Source organism: Roseicitreum antarcticum, from assembly GCF_014681765.1.
GTDB classification, from domain to species: Bacteria; Pseudomonadota; Alphaproteobacteria; order Rhodobacterales; family Rhodobacteraceae; genus Roseicitreum; species Roseicitreum antarcticum.
In genome coordinates this window covers 80,983-98,554 of record NZ_CP061498.1, presented here as the reverse complement: position 1 = coordinate 98,554, position 17,572 = coordinate 80,983, and the positions used below count along the sequence as shown (strand labels likewise).

16 protein-coding genes and 2 pseudogenes are annotated in these 17,572 nt (G+C 59.4%); 8 read left to right on the top strand and 10 right to left on the bottom strand.

The features are described 5' to 3' along the window. Positions 1–256: 256 nt before the first annotated feature. The 5 genes from H9529_RS00505 (at position 257) to H9529_RS00485 (ending at position 6,024) form a co-directional block, all read left to right on the top strand. Complete coding sequence (locus H9529_RS00505; protein ID WP_143033456.1) at positions 257–1,546, top strand: FG-GAP repeat domain-containing protein; 1,290 nt, start codon at positions 257–259, stop codon at positions 1,544–1,546. A 102-nt stretch (positions 1,547–1,648) separates the two neighbouring features. Beyond that, a complete protein-coding gene (locus H9529_RS00500; protein ID WP_092885536.1) occupies positions 1,649–3,223 on the top strand; it encodes an ABC transporter substrate-binding protein in 1,575 nt (524 codons plus the stop codon). 162 nt (positions 3,224–3,385) lie between these two features. Then, positions 3,386–3,658, top strand: coding sequence for a hypothetical protein (locus tag H9529_RS21205; RefSeq protein ID WP_317889637.1), 273 nt, complete (start codon positions 3,386–3,388; stop codon positions 3,656–3,658). A gap of 23 nt (positions 3,659–3,681) precedes the next feature. Next, positions 3,682–4,980, top strand: coding sequence for a glutamate synthase-related protein (locus H9529_RS21200; protein WP_317889636.1), 1,299 nt, complete (start codon positions 3,682–3,684; stop codon positions 4,978–4,980). 6 nt (positions 4,981–4,986) lie between these two features. Next, positions 4,987–6,024 carry a glutathione S-transferase C-terminal domain-containing protein gene (locus H9529_RS00485; protein WP_092885534.1) on the top strand — a complete coding sequence of 346 codons (1,038 nt, stop codon included), beginning with the start codon at positions 4,987–4,989 and terminating at the stop codon, positions 6,022–6,024. Positions 6,025–6,443: 419 nt separating this feature from the next. Here H9529_RS00485 and H9529_RS00480 read toward each other — a convergent pair whose 3' ends face one another. The 6 genes from H9529_RS00480 to ribA form a co-directional block, all read right to left on the bottom strand. Beyond that, the gene (locus H9529_RS00480; RefSeq protein ID WP_092885532.1) at positions 6,444–6,992 is read right to left on the bottom strand and encodes a YaeQ family protein; all 549 of its coding nucleotides are present in this window, start codon (positions 6,990–6,992) and stop codon (positions 6,444–6,446) included. Positions 6,993–7,707: 715 nt separating this feature from the next. After that, positions 7,708–8,532 carry a RibD family protein gene (locus H9529_RS00475; protein WP_092885530.1) on the bottom strand — a complete coding sequence of 275 codons (825 nt, stop codon included), beginning with the start codon at positions 8,530–8,532 and terminating at the stop codon, positions 7,708–7,710. Between the two features lie 23 nt (positions 8,533–8,555). Next, positions 8,556–9,221 (bottom strand): class I SAM-dependent methyltransferase, encoded by a 666-nt coding sequence (locus H9529_RS00470; protein WP_223814246.1) that lies wholly within the window; start codon positions 9,219–9,221, stop codon positions 8,556–8,558. 108 nt (positions 9,222–9,329) lie between these two features. Further along, a complete protein-coding gene (locus tag H9529_RS00465) occupies positions 9,330–9,725 on the bottom strand; it encodes a 6-pyruvoyl trahydropterin synthase family protein (RefSeq protein ID WP_092885526.1) in 396 nt (131 codons plus the stop codon). A gap of 42 nt (positions 9,726–9,767) precedes the next feature. Beyond that, on the bottom strand, positions 9,768–10,703 hold the full coding sequence (locus tag H9529_RS00460; RefSeq protein WP_223814245.1) for a zinc-dependent alcohol dehydrogenase: 936 nt from the start codon (positions 10,701–10,703) through the stop codon (positions 9,768–9,770). Positions 10,704–10,708: 5 nt separating this feature from the next. Next, the gene (gene ribA / locus H9529_RS00455; RefSeq protein WP_092886227.1) at positions 10,709–11,854 is read right to left on the bottom strand and encodes a GTP cyclohydrolase II; all 1,146 of its coding nucleotides are present in this window, start codon (positions 11,852–11,854) and stop codon (positions 10,709–10,711) included. A gap of 132 nt (positions 11,855–11,986) precedes the next feature. On the opposite strand from ribA, the gene H9529_RS00450 reads away from it, so the two are divergent. Continuing rightward, positions 11,987–12,781 (top strand): FkbM family methyltransferase, encoded by a 795-nt coding sequence (locus H9529_RS00450; protein ID WP_223814244.1) that lies wholly within the window; start codon positions 11,987–11,989, stop codon positions 12,779–12,781. On the opposite strand, the gene H9529_RS00445 is transcribed toward H9529_RS00450, so the two are convergent. Beyond that, on the bottom strand, positions 12,778–13,569 hold the full coding sequence (locus H9529_RS00445; protein ID WP_092885523.1) for an inositol monophosphatase family protein: 792 nt from the start codon (positions 13,567–13,569) through the stop codon (positions 12,778–12,780). The two genes, H9529_RS00450 and H9529_RS00445, sit on opposite strands and share 4 nt — an antisense overlap. Next, on the bottom strand, positions 13,566–14,633 hold the full coding sequence (locus H9529_RS00440; RefSeq protein ID WP_092885522.1) for a glycosyltransferase family 4 protein: 1,068 nt from the start codon (positions 14,631–14,633) through the stop codon (positions 13,566–13,568). The genes H9529_RS00445 and H9529_RS00440 overlap by 4 nt, the downstream gene beginning before the upstream one ends. Before the next feature lie 166 nt (positions 14,634–14,799). Here H9529_RS00440 and H9529_RS20530 point away from each other — a divergent pair. Then, positions 14,800–15,042: pseudogene (locus H9529_RS20530) on the top strand (transposase); the annotation flags it as partial. Positions 15,043–15,090: 48 nt separating this feature from the next. On the opposite strand, the gene H9529_RS00430 reads toward H9529_RS20530, so the two are convergent. Further along, positions 15,091–15,642: a 2OG-Fe(II) oxygenase gene (locus H9529_RS00430; RefSeq protein WP_092885518.1), complete on the bottom strand. Its 552-nt coding sequence runs from the start codon at positions 15,640–15,642 to the stop codon at positions 15,091–15,093. 861 nt (positions 15,643–16,503) lie between these two features. Here H9529_RS00430 and bluB point away from each other — a divergent pair. Beyond that, complete coding sequence (gene bluB / locus H9529_RS00425) at positions 16,504–17,127, top strand: 5,6-dimethylbenzimidazole synthase (RefSeq protein WP_092886224.1); 624 nt, start codon at positions 16,504–16,506, stop codon at positions 17,125–17,127. Between the two features lie 127 nt (positions 17,128–17,254). Here bluB and H9529_RS20525 read toward each other — a convergent pair. Continuing rightward, positions 17,255–17,562: pseudogene (locus H9529_RS20525) on the bottom strand (DDE-type integrase/transposase/recombinase); the annotation flags it as partial. Positions 17,563–17,572 lie beyond the last annotated feature (10 nt).

Here is a 17,572-nt window from a genome sequence, read left to right as displayed (position 1 = left end):
CCACGTCGCGCCCTTCAGCGATTGTCGAACGATCCTGGACGGACGGCTGCCGGGTGTCGAGGTCACGATGACTCCAGCGTCCTGAACTTCGCCCGCCTCGCGCAACCGCTCGAAGGTCAGAGGGGTTCGCCCGATGGGGCATCTACTGTGCTGCGGTCTGCCAGGTCGGCTCGGTCGCCCTGATCGCCATGTTGGCGTGCCTTGGTGGGAGCCGCTTGCTACCCTCACCCATCAGATTTGCTTGAAGGAATCCCCAATGCCCAGTGAAACTTCTGCCTCTGACCTGATAGCGCAGCCGCGACAGGAGTTGCGGGCGATGCCAGCCGCAGGCGAGGAGATCCGCGAATGCATCCGTGTCCTGCGCAAGGTCAATCTGAACCTGATCGGAAAGGTGTTGAAAGGTCAGGGTCAATTCGTCCGGCTGACACATTTCCCGCAAGGCGATGCCTATAGCCGTGAAACGCCTTCCAAATACTATTGCTTTGCCCGTCGCGAAGATGAGCACCGACCTTTTCATCTGTTCCTGCGGGCCAAGGGCATGACACTGGGATATGCCCCGGTGCTTGATGCGACGGGGCGCGACTGGCCCGCGGTCGATCACGTCTGGCCCAGTTGGCCGACCAACCGCTGGCTGACGACCATGGTGCGCCTGCTCCGCCCACAGATCGCGACACTTGTACGGGCGCGCGACGAAGCGCTTGCGGCCCGGCGCGCGGGCCATCAGGATCGCGATTGTGAGGTACTCAGCGAAACGCCCATTGATGTAGATGCGCAGATTGAGGCCGTCCCGCGCCTGCAGCGCATGAGCTGGATGATCCGGGCCTTCACAGCCGCGTTTGTCGTTATATGCGGCCTCGCAGGATCCGCGATTGCAGACCCTGTCGCACCGATCTCGGCCCGTTACGCCCAGCCCACCGACCGCTATGCGCACAACGTGCTGGGCGACCTGCGCGGGTTCGGTGCGCTTGAGGTGACAATCGCGGGCGGAACCACCCTGAGGCTCGTTCTGCCAGAAGCCCGCGTGTTCGAGGATATCGCCCCACGCCTGTGGGATATCGACGGCGACGAAATACCCGAGATTGTTGCCGTGGAAAGTGACCAAAGCCTGGGCGCGCGCCTGACGGCATGGGCGGTTTTGCGGGAAACCGACGGGACGCATGGTATGGTCCTTCGGGCGGCGGGTGACTTCATCGGCACCCGCTTTCGCTGGCTTGCCCCTGCCGGGATTGCCGATTTCACCGGCGATGGCAGGCCCGAAATCGCGTATGTGGAAATGCCCCACCTGGCCCGGCGTCTGGTGCTTGTCGGACTGCGGGGTGATCGGTTCGAGCCGCTGGCGCGGATTGGCGGGGTCAGCAACCACCGCATCGGCGAGGGTTTCATCACAGGCGGTCTGCGCAATTGCGGCACAGGGCCTGAGCTTTTGCTACCATCGGCAGATTGGAGCCAGATCGCCCGTGTGACGTTTGACAACAATCGTCTGGTTGCCGCTGATCTGGGGCCATTCACCAGCGCCCTTGCACTGGAAGCGATGATGGGTTGCTAAAACTCAGCGGATGACGCCATGGCAGCAAGCCCCTTGCACGGTGCACCATTTATTGAAATGATTGTTCTGGTATTTCCGAACCACAGCCAATTGGAGCCCCCAATGAAAAGAACCGCCATGCTTGCCGCCTCGACCATGCTCGTCGCCGCATCTATGACCATCGCCGCACAGGCGGAAACCTTCCGTTGGGCCAGCACTACAGATCCGCAGACAATGGACCCGCATGCAGCAAATGTCGCGCCGGTCACCTCGTTTCTGAACAACATCTACGAAGGGTTGGTTCGCCGAAACGCGGACATGGCGATAGAGCCGTCGCTGGCCACCTCATGGGAGCCACTGACGGACGAGCCCGGCTGGCGCTTTCACCTGCGCGAGGGTGTGCGCTTCCATGGCGGCGAAGACTTTACCGCCGATGACGTGCTGTTCTCCTATGAGCGGGCAATTGCAGAGCAATCCGATGTCCGCTCATGGTTCGCCCCGGTCACCGATGTGCGGGTGGTGGACGACTTCACAGTGGATTTTGTCACCGCCGCACCGAACCCGTTGTTTCCCGACAGCATCGCCAACTTCTTGATCCTGGATCGCGGCTGGGCCGAGGCCAATGGCGCCGAAGTGCCCGCCCGCGATGAAGAAAAGTACACCACCCGCAACACCAATGGCAGCGGACCTTTCATCCTGACCGCGCGCGAAACTGGCGTGGAAATCCGGCTGATACCGAACCCGGACTGGTGGGACACAGCCACCCACAACCTGACCGAGGCCGTCTTCAACCCAATCGAAAACGCGGCCACTGGTCTTGCCGCGCTTCTATCCGGTGAAATCGATATGCTGTCTCAGGTTGCAGTGCGCGATGTCGCCCGGCTGCGTGAGACCGAAGGCATCCGCACCTTCGAGGGGCTGGAAACCCGCGTCATCATGCTGGGCTTCAACCACACCGCCGATGCGCTTTGGTCGGGTGCGGCCGGTACCGACGGCAACCCCTTTGCAGATCCATTGGTGCGCCGTGCGGCCGCCCATGCCATCGACGTACTGGCAATCAATCAGGTGCTGATGTCAGGCATGGCCGAACCGGCCAGTCAGCTTCTGCCCGAGGGGCTGTCAGGCTGGTCGGCGGCCCACGCTGACCGCCCCGCCCACGAGCCTGATACCGCCCGCGCGCTTATGGCCGAAGCGGGCCAAGCGGATGGTTTCAGCTTCGGGCTGCGCTGCACTAATGATCGCTATCTGAATGACGAAGCCCTCTGTCAGGCCGTGACCGGCATGTTGCAGCAGGTCGGTCTGAACGCGCAGCCGGAAACCATGCCGGTGCGCAACTATTGGGGCGAGCTGCGCGAGGGCAATTTTGACATGTTCCTGCTAGGATGGTCGCCGGGTACCTTTGATGCTGAACACCCGATCCGCTTTCTGGCAGCCACGCCAGATGGGTCAGTGGGTACATGGAATTTCGGTGGCTTCTCTGATGCCCGCGTCGACGAACTGCTGCCCATGATCCAGCAAGAACTGGATCCGCAAACCCGCAACGCCATGCTCGACGAAGTTGCCGGCATCTTGCAGGATCGCGTCGCCTATATTCCACTTTACACTGAACCGCTGGTTTGGGCCGCACGTGACGGGATTGACCTGGTGCAGCGCCCGGACAACTTCTTCATGCTGCGTTGGGTCAACGTGGCGCAATAACGCTTGCCGGGGGCGGACCAGCCGCCCTCGACACCATCTGTCGGCTCCAGATCCTTTTGCGACTTGCATTGACGATGTCTGCCAGCGCAGCGTGTGACGTACCATCGGGCCAACCCGAAGCGAAGGCCTCCGTGAGGCACCAGGTCTCGACCGGCACCCACGTTGGGCGCAGCAGCGATCACCAGTCTGCGCGAACCAATCGCGCCTTCCATGGCGTGCGCGTCCGACACGTTCGTGATGCGGGCGGGGGATGGCCTCTCCAAGCTGGGAAACCATGGCGAGATGGGCGCAATGGGCGTGCCGCGCAAGGATCTGCCGTATTGGGACGACATCCAGATCTTGGCCGCCCAGATGGCACGCAAGCCCCTGCTCGACGATGTGGCGGTGGCCACCTCAGTCACCTTCGGGCCGCGCGCAAAAAATCACTCGAACTGAACATCCCGCTCTTCGTGTCGGACATGAGCTTCGGCGCAGTGTCCGAGGAGGCCAAGACGGCGCTTGCACGCGGGGCAGAGATGGCGGGCACGGGCATCTGTTCTGGCGAGGGTGGTATGCTGCCTGAAGAGCAGGCAGAGAACAGACGCTACTTCTACGAACTCACGTCGGCGCGGTCCGGCTGGGATCTGGACCTGGTGGAGCGGGTTCAGGCGTTTCACTTCAAGGGCGGTCAGGGTGCAAAGACCGGAACCGGCGGGCACCTGCCCGGCGACAAGGTGCAGGGCAGGATCGCCGAGGTGCGCGGGCTGCGCATGCCCGAGGATTTCGTCAAGGCGCTGGCCATGGGAGCGGATGCGGAGGCGGTCGGCAATTCTGCGATGCAGGCAGTTGGCTGTATCGCGGCGCGCATTTGCAACACAAACAACTGCCCCGTGGGCGTCGCCACACAGAAGCCGGAGCGGCGAAAGCGCCCAGATGTTCAGGTCGGCGCCGAACGCCTTGCGCGGTATTTCGGGGCGAGCGTCGAGCTGACGCAGGTGCTAGCCCGCGCCTGCGGCCACGTCAGCCTGTCCGAGTTCAACCCGCGCGATCTCACCACCCGGAAGCGCGAGATGGCCGATCTCAGCGGCGTGCGCTTCGCTGGTGTGGCGGGCCGAGCGCCTGGCGCATGGCAGATATGCACCGACGGGCCTGACGCTGCGTCACCGGCGTTCCCAGTTAGGTGCAGAAAGGAGAGTGCCATGCTCGATACAGTGACAACATCCTCGACAGTCCGCCCTGAGGGACTGCCCGATGAAATGCGCCTGCTGCTCGACGCCTACCCCCGCGATAGCTGGGGCGCGCATCCGGGGTTCCGTGAGAAGACCCGCCAGTGGCTGGGGGCGCACCGGATGTTTCGCCACATGGCAGAACGCATCCGGCTCGATGCGGAGCGCTACCTGGACGAAACGCTTTCGCCCGAAGCGTATGCCGCGCGCCTTTCCGGTGTAGGTGGTGCGCTGGTTGGCAACCTCCATGGCCACCACGGTTGGGAGGATCACAGCTACTTCCCAGAACTGTCGGCCGCCGACCCGCGCTTCGACGCGGGGCTAGAGGTGCTGGAACAAGATCATGCCGATCTCGATATCGTGCTGGAGGCCTTCACGCGCTCCGCCAACCGAGCGATCAAGCTGATCCAGTTGGATGAGACGCAGGCCCGGGACGAGATTGGCCGGCTCCACGGCACCGCCGAGACCATCGAGGCGTTCCTCGCGCGGCATCTGACCGATGAGGAAGAGCTTGCCGTGCCAATCATCCTGCACCACCGTCTAAGGGGATAAGGAGAGATGGCGATGATCAAAGCAGGTGACAATGCCTCAGTCCAGGAAGACCAGAGTGACGCCGCCGCCCGCCGCGCACGGGGTGAGTTCGTGCGCGGTGTCAGTGGCTTCCGCCAGGTCATCGGCGATCCCGATTTTCCGGCGGAACCTGGTCGCTATCATCTGTTCGTCGCGCTGAACTGCCCTTGGTGTCACCGTGTCACGCTGGGCCGCGGCATTCTAGGTCTGCGCGACAGCATCACGATGGACGTGGCGTTTCCCAATCGCACCGGCGAGGATGATCGTGCGGGGCCAGACCTGTGGGAATTCAATCCCAACCGTGTGGCGACCCTGACCGGCGCGCGGCTGCCCGAATGCACCGCCGAGACTGGTACGGGCCAAGGATACCGTCTGGCCAAGGAGGTCTACCGAGCCGATGGGTCTGAGGAACAATCCCTACCAATCCTCTACGACAAGCAGGCAGGCCGCATCGTCAACAACGAGAGTGCCGAGATCCTGCGCATGATGAATGCAAGCGCCGGGGCGCTTGGCAGCACGGTGTCGGACGGTGATCGATGCGATCTCTATCCCGCAGCCACAGACTTGCGCTCAGAGATCGACGGACTGAACGAACTTATCTACACGGCCATCAACAACGGCGCCTACAAGGCCGGGTTCTCTTCGGATCAATCCGTTTATCAGACGGCCTTCGAGGGCTATTTCGAGGCGCTGGATCAGCTGGAACAACGCCTCTCCGACGGCCGCCCGTTCCTGACCGGTGAGACATTCACCGAGGCTGACCTGCGCCTGTTCCCGACGCTCTACCGGCACGATCCCGTATACTATGTCCGGATGAAGCTGAACGGCGCGCGCATTCTGGATTATCCGCATCTCTGGCACTGGCTGTGCCGGGTTTACGCGATGCCCGGCACAGCCGGCAGCGGGTCGCTGATCCACTGCCGGCAAGGGTATTTCGGCAGATCGTGGAACGGCGTCGTTCCTTTGGGGCCGCTGAAGCCGATGCGCTACCCTGAAGCCTACGCGCATCCCGAGCTCAGCGATTAGATAATTTGCCGTACCTTCCAGACCCGAGATCGTCACGTCAGGTAGCCTTGGCTCGCAGACACCGAACGAAGGCAGCGACGTCTTCTCATGTCATCCAATCGCGGTCAAAAGGACCCTAGAGGCCTGTGTCTTCCGCAATGGGCCTGCGGCAGCGATCTCTATGCGTAAGTCGTAGCGAGGTTCGGCGCCGCCATGCGGCGATGCGAAACGCCGTCCTGAAAACATGGCCCCAGAGTCAAACGGACGATCTTGGCGCTGCCGCAGGTCAAGCCGCATCGGCACCAAGGCCTGGCACGGGATGCCGAGTCGTAGATGGACGGCGGAAGGTGGATGATCGTGGCCAAGTACGTCACTACACGGGACGTTAGTATGCTATGCAACACACTGATTTCTTATACGCGTTTTCAGATAGCTTAGGATCAATGGTCAGCATTTTTCCATCCGACCGGAGTGATGTAAACTATGTTCTCATCAACACTGACCATGACGTCGCCGTCCTGAATATTGACCTGTAGCCTCATTGCGCGGCTTGCAAGTTCCCCCAATGCTCTAGTGTCATGTTCAGAAAAACTCACAACCTGAAGGTTGTCAAACCGGGTGCAACTTTTTTTGATCTTCTCCCACCACATATCGGCCGTCCTGCCGCCGTAGGAATAGATGATCACCTTGTCAGCTTTACCACACGATTGACGCACCACCTTATCGCTGGGGAGCCCCAACGCGACCCACAACTCGAGTTCGCCGCTCAGGCTTTTTTGCCAAATGTCTGGTTCGTCATCCGTTGACAGGCCTTTCGTCATCTCCAAATGTTCATGAGCATTCAGCGCAAAAGCAAGAATGCGCACCATCAGCCGTTCATCCGTCTCCGAGGGATGTTTGGCAACTGTCAGTTTATGGGTCTCATAATAGTGACGATCCATGTCAGAGACGGAAAGTTCAACTTTATAGATGGTAGATTTTTGCGCCATAGTTAGCCCCACGATCCCGAAGATAGGGATGCCTAGTGCGTATGCCGACTATGTGAAAGCAGATAAAGAACGCCACGAATGCAAGGGCCGGATCGGTGTTGCCAACTCGTGTGACTTGACGGTGAAGGATTTTGGTCCGCATGAGGCCCCTACCCTCCTGGCCGTGTCAGAAGCGGAGGACTGGAGCTCGGACTTGGCGCCTGTCGTTCCGATCAATGCGGCACAACCATCTCAAAGCAATGGCGTCACTGTACCTACGGCCCTTACCAGACAGCCAGCTTTTGTGATCGTTTTCCTAGAAGCCGCCATTTGCCGTAGGTGCGGCATCAAGAGACGAGCGTAGCCGACCTGCTGCATGGCGTCGTAAGTGGCAACGTGATCTCCGTCCAATGCGGCGTTCAACAGGTCTTGCAAATGCCGCACACCCGCCATTATCCACCGGTCAAAAGTGCAGACTGCTCTCGACCGCGCGCGCGTGCTTCCACTATAAGCATAAGGGCGAGCCCAAGCGGAACCTCGACATTATGCGGCTGATCAATAAGCGGTTCTTGGAGACCCTGCTCTACTGCGTCCGGGAAATCAAATGGCACCGGCGCAACGACGATGATCGAGTGAATGACAAACGGATACGACGGTTGATGTGCCTTATCTGGCCAACTCCCGTACAGAGTTCTGGGCAGTTCGCACCCCTCTTATCGCTCGATTGTCCGGCGCTCTATGACACGCCGATGCGCGCGGGGTGCTGCGGTACGGTTGCCGCGTGGGCGGCGGGCGTCAGCCCACAATCGAAAACAACATCCGAGCCGAGCCCGAACACCCGCGTGTCTGGCCGCAGGCAATCGGCCAGCTTTGCTTGCTGAATACTGCGCGTGAGCGCGATTGGTCCACTACCGATGAGCAAAGGGGAAACTGCGACCTGCAACCGGCACAGTTCATCTGCATCAAGAAAATGAGCAATCGTGATCCCACCACCTTCGATGAGCAGGCTTTTCAGTCCAGCCTTGCGGAGCACTTGCAATACCGTTTCCGGTTTGAACTTGCCATCAATCAGCGGTAGCCGCAGCACCTCGACATGCTTGGGGCGCGGCCGGTCGACGCCCTGAACGATGATGCTGCGCGTACCGTCAGCACGAAGAACGGGCGCGTCGTCGGGCAAACGCGCTTTGGAATCGATAACAATTCGCGCAGGGCTTGGACCTGCGCACAACCGTACCGTCAGCCGCGGATTGTCATGCAACGCCGTGCCAATTCCGATGACGACACCGTCGACCAAGGCTCGCATCCGGTGCAGATGCGCATGTCCATCCGGGCCGGACACATCGCTCGCGTCACCCGACACAGTTGCGACACGACCATCGAGCGACTGCCCGATCTGGGCGACGACAACAGGCCCTAGGTCGCGCCTTGCCAAAGGAGCGTACAGATCCAGCGCGCCCCGCTCGCCCGCCGACCAAGTACCACCACAACACGCGCATGCCTTGCCCGAACGAATGGCAAGCAGATGTTCCCAGACACGGTCGGTTACGTCTACGTTCTGCATTCCGTCTCTCCTGCTAAGTCGTGCTAGTAGCCGGGGGGTAAAGCCAGCAAGTCTCGATGTCCGATGTAACACTGGCCGTCTCTGACAAGATCTCGTCGACGAGCGGCCCATGCCCGGGCATTCGCTTCACCGGCTCCTGCTGCGGCACTCGCGATACCGTCGATTAATTGGCTTTGCAGCGGCGCTTCTTCTGGGCCGAGGATCCATGGGCTGTCAGCTTCTGTCACGCGGAATCCCGCCTCGGCAAATGCGGCAGCTGCGACACGGGCGCTATCGGGGCCAAGCGCGGGACCGAACCCTTTGTCGCTGCGCTGATGGCGGTTGAAGGCCGCCGTTACCGCCGCATCATCGCGGTCAGGTTGCGACCATGTCATCACCCCATCGTAGTTCAAGGCAGCGTAAAACGCGACTGACTGCTCTTTCAGTCGGGCAGCCAGCCGGGTCAACCAGTCTCCCGAACACAAATCAAGCAAAGCGGATGCTGTGACAAGGTTCGCCCCCGACAGCGGCAGGTCATAAAGCGTCCTGAGGTCAAGCGGATGCATCGTGACATCTGGACCAGCGCTCAAAGCGGCCTGCGCCAAAAGGGCAGGATCACTGTCGACGAGCCTCCATGCGGCGGCGCCACCCAACAAAGGCGCAAAAGCCCTTAACGTGGACCCCGTCCCGGAACCCAGATCAACGATCATTGGTGACTGACCGGCAGCGTTGATCGCCGCGGTCAACAATCTATCGTCGCGCGCGGCGTGGTCAGCCGGTTCGCGCAGGGCCAGCCATTCGGCAGAAAACGCCATCGATCAGATCTCTGCCTCAAACCAGCCGCGCGCAAGATGACTTTCGTGCAATGTGATCCGCAGACGCTTTACACGTTTTGCGTCCTTGAGTTCGCCTGCCCGCACTTTTTCCGCCAGAGCACGAAAAATATGGCCAGACAGGAATTCGGTTGTCGTGAAGGTGCCCTTGAACTGGCTTTCATCATCAAGGTTCTTGTAGCGCAGCGGTTCGAGTACCTGCGCCAAAGCGTCAATGGCGAGGCCGATATCGACAACCAGCCCGTGCTCATCGATGTCTTCAGCGAAAAACGCGGCATCCACGGTGAACGTGGCCCCGTGGACGCCTTGTGCCGGGCCAAAGACGGGTGACGGAAATGAATGGGCAATCATGATGTGGTCACGGACTTCGACAGCGTACATTGTGGTTCCTTTTATTCGGGGGACGAGCGGTGAAAACTGGCTTCAGTACCGGATCCGGTGACATAACGTGTCAGGTGCCGCGAGGATATCGGCATATCGGTGGGGCAGATCCGCGAACGGCGTCTCGCCCGATATCAAGAGGTCAAGCCGGTCATCAGCCAGCAGATCCAGCGCAGTTGCCATGCGTCTTGCATAAGACCAACGCGGCAGGCGCGTGGGCGGCAGATGGCCCACCTGCGATGCAATCAGGCGCAAGCGCCGGCTGTGGAATGCCCCTCCCAAGGGGACAGGCACAATTTTGTCGCCATACCAGCTTGCCTCGATGACGGTGGCACCCTCACCAGCGATTGACAGGCCAAGCGCAAGGCCATCTGGATTTGCGCTTGCATGGATCACGACGTCACAATCATGTGGCGCGTCATCCGTTGACGCAAAATCGACGCCCAGCGTCTTGGCAAGCACCTCGCGTGCTGGGTTGATATCGATCAGCACCACAACCGCACCCGGAAGTTGTGCGGCAAGATATCCGACAAGTGACCCTACAACACCGGCGCCGATCACCGCGATCCGGTCGCCCGCACCGGCCCCACTGTCCCATAGGATGTTCAGGGCGGTTTCCATGTTCGCTGCCAGCACCGCCCGTTCTAAAGGCAAATGGCTTGGAAGGACGTTCAGGTTCTCTTGCGGCAGGCAGAAATGCGTCTGATGTGGAAACAGACTAAAGACATGGCGTCCAGCCAGCGGCCCGGCCTGAACCTCGCCCACGTTGCAGTAACCGTATTTGACGGGGAAAGGGAAGGTACCTTCCATGCCGGGTCCACGCATCCTGTCATGTTCGGATGCAGGCACTTCGCCCGCGGCGACCAGCCGTTCAGTGCCGCGGCTGATTGCGGAAAACACTGTTTTTACCGGCACACCAGTTCCAGCAGCCGCAGGTCGGATTTCAACCTGTCCTGCCGCGACACTCCATAGAGCCATGGCGCTCATGTCAACAAGTGTCCCGACTTTGCCGCTTTGGTCGCAAGGTACCGGGTGTTCTGGGCTGTCTTGCCGACCTGCAATGGCACTCGTTCGGTGACGGCAATGCCTTGCGCCTTCAGGATCGCCATTTTAGCTGGATTATTGGTCAGCAACCGGACGGTAGAAATGCCAAGTTGCTTCAAAATAGCCGCGCCATTGCGGAAATCACGCTCGTCATCGTTGAAACCAAGGTGGTTGTTGGCCTCCACAGTGTCCAACCCCTGATCTTGCAGTGCGTAGGCCCTCATCTTGTTGGCCATGCCGATGCCGCGGCCTTCCTGACTGAGGTAGAGTAGCAGGCCACCCCGTTCTGCGGCCATCGTTGCACAGGTCGCCTGCAACTGCGCGCCGCAGTCGCATTTCAGGCTGCCCATGACATCACCGGTAAAGCAGGCTGAATGCAACCGCGTCAGAACAGGCTTTGACAGATCAGGGTTGCCGATCTCGATGGCGTAGTGTTCGACACCGCCGTCGTTGGGGCGAAACACATGCACGCGCCCCGCCTCATGTACAGCCATCGGCAGGACCGCCGAAGAAACCGGCGCTTGGAGCCGTTCGGCGGACAGTTCCGCCAACACGTCGGCTGCGTCGATCATGCAAAGTGCGTTGGCCTGAGCAAAGCTGCGCGCATCGGCAATCGGGACAGTCAGTGCTGCCGGAAGCAGTTGCGCTGACTTGGCCAATGCAATGGCCGCATCATGCATCAAATCACTGGGCTGAGCACAATCAGCTGTGTGCCCCGTGGCGCGCGGATAGGCCGGATCTGCCATTGACATCACCCAGTCCAAACCCGCGCCTTGTGGCACTGAGATTGCTACAACCTTGGACGCCAGCGAGTCATTTGGGCCTAGATTGACATCCAGCGCCGCGACACGGTGGCGCGTCAGCAGCAATTGCACCGGCTGCTGGTCTGCGGCCAGCGCGTTGAATCGATCAAGGGTCAGCGTTTCTGCCGCAATCATCAAGACGCATTTGCCCTGATGCGATAAGATGACCGGCACGCCGAGGCGCACGTCGCCCCTGGCACGCATCACAAGTTCAATGCTGCGCGGCGCAATCGCTGACACCAGCGGGCTGTCGAGACCAAAAGCAGGCTTCAGTTGATTCATGTTGTTCCCAAAAATTTGCCGATCACGACTTAGCACGGCAAAGAGAAGAACAAGCGGCACCACAACGATTGTGTCGGCACTTGCCGACCGACGATGATTTTTGTCGCCGCGATAAAGATTTGCCTTATGTAAATGTCAGATGCCATTTTGGCGTATATGTTAAGCTTACAAGACTGGAACGACAATTTGACCATCGGCACATGGCTCGGGTTTTTGCGGTCTGTTGTGATCTATCACAATCCCGTCAATTCCGCCCCAATTCGCAGGCTCTACCGCAATTTATTGAAAGAAGAGAACCTGGTATTTGATATCGGTGCCCATGTCGGCACGCGGGCGCGCGCCATGCGCGCGGCAGGCGCGCGGGTTATCGCGCTCGAACCGCAGGCACCTTTCTCGACTTACCTGCGGTGGACCCTGCCGCGTGACATCAGGCTTATCGAAGCCGCTGCCGGGCGTAGTGAGTCAATCGCACAGATGGCGGTCTCGTCACGCCATCCGACGGTGTCTTCACTGAAGACTGGCTTTGTCGAGGCAGCAAGCGCAACTCCCGGTTTTGAAAAGGTCAAATGGGATATGATCCAGAACGTGCGTGTCACAACCCTGGACGCGCTGATCGCGGAAGAAGGGGTGCCACGCTACATCAAGATCGACGTAGAGGGCTTCGAACTCGACGTTCTGGCAGGCTTGTCCCATCCGGTTGAGATTATCTCGGTCGAATATCTGCCCGGGCTGCCGGATCTAACGATCGCGGTGATCGACCGTCTGATGGAGCTGGGCCAGTATCGGTTCAATCCTGTACGCGGCGAGGAGGGCGATTTCCTGTGGGATCAATGGTCTGACGCCGAGACTGTCAAACGCTGGCTGCGTAGCCTTGCCGCGCATGAAAAGTCTGGTGATCTTTATGCAAGGTTGCCGGACCCGACCTAACCGCGAAGGGCGTTGGCAAAAGAGTCGAACAAAGCCTTGGGCGCAGCCAGAACTGTGCCGGAAACTTCAGGGTGATCGTCTGGTTCCATAGCCGTGATCTGAGCACCCGCCTCATGCAAGATGACAAGGCCCGCAGCGATATCCCATTGCTGCAACCGGCGTTCCCAGAACCCGTCCAGCCGCGCCGCTGCGACATAGGCCAGATCAAGTGCTGCTGCCCCCATTCGCCGGACGCCAGCGCAATGTGGCATCAGGTTCGCGATATCAGCCGCATGGTCATCGATATGGGCCATGCCGCCAAACGGGATGCCGGTTCCAAACAGCGCATTTGCAAGCTGCGTCGTGTCAGAGACAGTGATCGCCGACCCGTTCAGGAAAGCACCGCCGCCACGCATTGCCGTGAATGTTTCACTTTTTAGTGGGTCATGGATGACACCAAGACGGCGCTTGCCATCCACCTCTAGCGCGATGGAAATTGCCCAATGCGGGATACCGCGCAAGAAGTTGGTCGTGCCGTCCAAAGGATCGACAATCCAGCGTCGCGACGATCCTTCAGTGCCCGGCGTTTCCTCGCCCAGCCAGCCGTCATCAGGACGCGCCGACAACAGCATCTCACGCAAACACATTTCCGAGGCCACATCGGCCTGCGACACAAAATCCCCCGCGCGCTTGACGCTGACCGTCAATGACGCTCTCGCATGCCAATGCTTGGTCAGAATATCTCCAGCGGTCTGCGCAGCGACGACAGCCAGATCCAGATCGGACACATCCTGTTGCTTTGCGGTCATGATATTGCTTTCCTCGCGGCATGAATTGCGCGACTGGCAACGGATGCCGTATCTTCCCACGTGCCAAGAGCTTTGGCAGCACGCACCGCCGCCGCACGCATATTGGCCGCAACGGTAGAATCGCTGAGGACCTGCGACAAAGCTGCACCAAACGCTGCTGGGTCCTCGATCGCCGTTAGCAACCCTGCGCCTTGCGGCACCGTGTCAGGCACAGCGCCGGTGGCGCAGGAAACGATAGGCAAACCATGGATCATGGCTTCGTTGAAAACCATGCCGTAACCTTCATACCGTGTCGCAAGCGCAAAAAGGCTCGCCTGTGAGTAAAGCATTGAGAGTTCCGCCCCCTCAACCCGGCCTGCCAGACGGACCCGCGCTGTAAGCCCCTGCCTGTCGATCTGGTCTTGCAGGGCCGTGTCATACCCTTCCTCCCACACACCACCTACAATGCAGGCATCCCACTCCAGCTCTTCGATATATCCAAGCGCATCGATCAGGACGTCATGGCCTTTTCGTGGGTGAAGGATACCGACCGACAGGATCAGCGGGCGGGCGGGCCGTGGCACCGGCGGCCGCTCTTGCGATAGTTGCGCAATCCCGGGCAAGGCAATGTGTATCCGCGCTGCATCCACTTCGAAATGAGCGATGAGCGTCGCTTTGGTATGCGGGCTTGGCACCAGAACCTGCGCAGCATAGCGCAAATTTTCCCGTTCATTCTTCAAAAAATGCTCCTGCTGGGCAGTGGGCAAAGCACTTTCAAAGGCAAGTGGATGATGGACAAGCGCAATGATCGGCGCCACGATCTTTGCAACCTCTTCGGGTGGCAGCGCTCCGAAGGCCAAACCGTCGATAATGACCGCGGTCCCGGCAGGTAGCGCCTGCAACTGTGCACAGGCGCGCGCCAGATCAGCGGCTGGCGGAAATGGAAAGCTGTTGGGCAACGTGACCAGGATCATATCATAGTCGGCGCGACACAGTTCATCATACAATTGGCGATCGTATATGTAGCCACCTGTCAGCGTGTTGATGTCACCGGGAACAGCCAGAGCAATCGGTGTCTGCGTCATCTGATCTTGGTCCTCTGCGGCACTTCGGCAACCTTACGGTACATACCGTGGCAGCTAGCGCGGCTTGCAACGCTGTCGAACTGATTGATCCAAAACTCCTTGCACAAGATGCGCCTACTCGCCCGCTACCAACAAGACCCAGAACTGGCCAGCCTCTACCGAAGCGATCAAGCGCCGCGGCTCGCTGGCGATCTGGCTTGATGCCGCCATGCACTTAGAGGCCACACCGACCGGCAAACGCGGTTGACAGCCTGAGCAAGATGAAACGACCATCCAGACCTGCGCGACCACGAAGATGCTGTTCGGCATGGCGCTCAGGCAGACCACAGGGTTCGAAGAAAGCCTGCTGTGGCTGAGTAGGCTTTACCGGGACCTGCCCAATTTCAGCACGCTGCGACCTGGTCGAAAGCTCTCCCCTACACCAGAGGCAGCCTAATTGCGCATGCTTTGGGCCCGTTCAGCGGAATGCTGGACCATGCGCCCAGGCAGTCATTGAATACCGAATACCGCGTGTGACTGGCGTTACCTGATGAAGCATGAAACTTGGAAAAACACTGATACAACCCTGAGCACGATTGGCCGCAAGAATTTGGGCGCCGGGCATGATCTCCAGGTCGCCGCCATCGTAGGTATCGGCACTACTTAATTGTAGCACGAGGGTGAGCTTTCGTTTGCCAGAGGCAGGTCCGCCGCCAATATCGGAGTGCCACGCAAAGTGTCCGCTGTCTGACGATTTATAGATTGCCACCTGGGGACTTTCGGCAAACTCGCGCAGATCGAATTCAAAACGATCTCTGTTTGATCTGCGGACAAGCTCGATCAGGCGATCCATCACCCACTCCATGCCAGCTACGTCATCTGTCCAGACCAACTCAGCCTTGCGAAGATTGTGATCCTTGTTGCCACCGACAAGCAGAGCTTCATCAGTTGGATTCTTGGAAATCGCCGCAATAATCAACGCGCATTCACTTGCAGTAAACGCATCAGACACCGCATGAAGTGAGAGCATTCCGTCCACCTTTTCGAATTTCAAAAGAGACTTCGACTGAGCGCCCGCCGAGTTGTAAATCACCTGTAAGCGGTATCGGGCGTGATAGCGGCTCGTAGCATGAATTGATCCCGGTTGTGCGAAGAATAAAGCCACTGAATTCGTGGTGCAGCTCACTGGACCGATGGCGGCCATCGGGCGTCCGCACGGCTTTGCTTCACAAAGCCTGTGAACACCTGAAGTGGATCCGCGACGCTGCATGGGCGGGTTTTTCGGGTTGCGGCAGTTTTGACCGCTTCCAATGCCAATTCGTCAGCACGGATTTGATAGGGTCCACCGGATGCGACTTGCATATCTGAGAGGATGACAGTTTCGATACGGTGCCAGACAATTTGTGTTTGACGCCGAATGCCTTCCCTTCTTCATTCACGGGAAGCCATTCGCAGTCATTTTTCAGCGGACAGGCAAGAATGAATCCCTCGAACGCGCCCGACGAATGTACAGCTGGATACTGCCCAGGCTTTGCCTTTGCCAATGGGCAAACCAATCCGGTTGGGCGACACGGCGATGTGCCCGTCGGACGAACGCACAGGCCAGCGGGAGGGGGGCGTTTTCGACGACTACCGCCTTCGGATTGCCAGTGTCATTCGCCATTATGGCTTGTTTGATCGCGCCCAGGCCCCGTCTGACAGCAGGACAGCGGATGCTTGACAGGCCTAAACGAGTTGCTGCTCAAGTGGCGCGGAATCGCGCTACACAGGGCTTGGAGCTGCAATTCTTTGCGTCGACAGCAAGATCAACGCCGAGGCCGGAGGTAAGCATCGGCCAGGCGTACAATCCGGGCGTTCACTTTGGCAGGCTGATGTGATGTAAGCTGGGATGATGAAGATCACGGAAAATCACCGCAGGGCGCTTGATGATATCCTCGCCTGGCGTCGAGACGTCCGATATTTTCGTCAGGATCCAGTAGATCCTGCCGTATTGGAACGACTGAGACACCGAATGGGCTTTGCGCCATCGGTCGGGAACGCACGGCCATGGCGGATCGTACAGGTGAACAGCGCCCACGTCCGTATGCGGATCATCGAGATTTTCGAAGCTTGCAACGCCGATGCGGCACGCGCCTACGAAGCCGAAGCGCGGCACGACTATCTCGCACTCAAACTCGCCGGATTGCGCGAAGCGCCAATCCATCTCGCAGTGTTCACCGATCAGAACGCCACTGAGGGCAGAGGTTTGGGACGCCAAACTATGCCCGAGATGCTGTCCTACTCGACGGTGATGGCAATCCATACGCTTTGGCTGGCTGCGCGTGCAGAGAATATCGGCATTGGCTGGGTGTCGATCCTCGATCCGTTCGCCGTTGCCAGCGTTCTCGAGGTGCCATCGACATGGTCGCTCACCGGCTACCTCTGTCTGGGCCATCCCGAAGTGGAAAGCGATACGCCGCTTCTGCATGAAGTCGGTTGGCAGAAAGATACCCCAACCGACTGGCAGATAATCTAGCCGCGCCTGTCACTGACCTGCAATTTTGACCGACCTGTTCGCTGCGCCCATGGTGAACGCACGCTATACTGACAAAACGAGCGTTCGCTCTGCATGCGCGAATGCCGTCTCTGGCAGGCATGATGGTCTGGCTACCCTGATGAGTATTGAAGATCTCGGGCGCACCGTGGCGCGCAAGCGCCTTCTGTGTTGCCTAAATACAAAAACCGCTTCCAGCGTGATCGACACGCGCCACGCCACGACACGGCGGATGAACCAGTCCAGCACGGCCGCGAGATAGATGAACCCGCGCGTCATGGGAATGTAGATGATGCCCATCGCCCAGACCTGATTTCGCTTGGCGATGGGCAGTTTCCATAGCAGATAGCTGTAGATCTTGTTCCCCGGCGCCGATTGCTAGGTGTTCGGCTTTTGATCCAGTGCCTCGATACCCATGATTGATGAG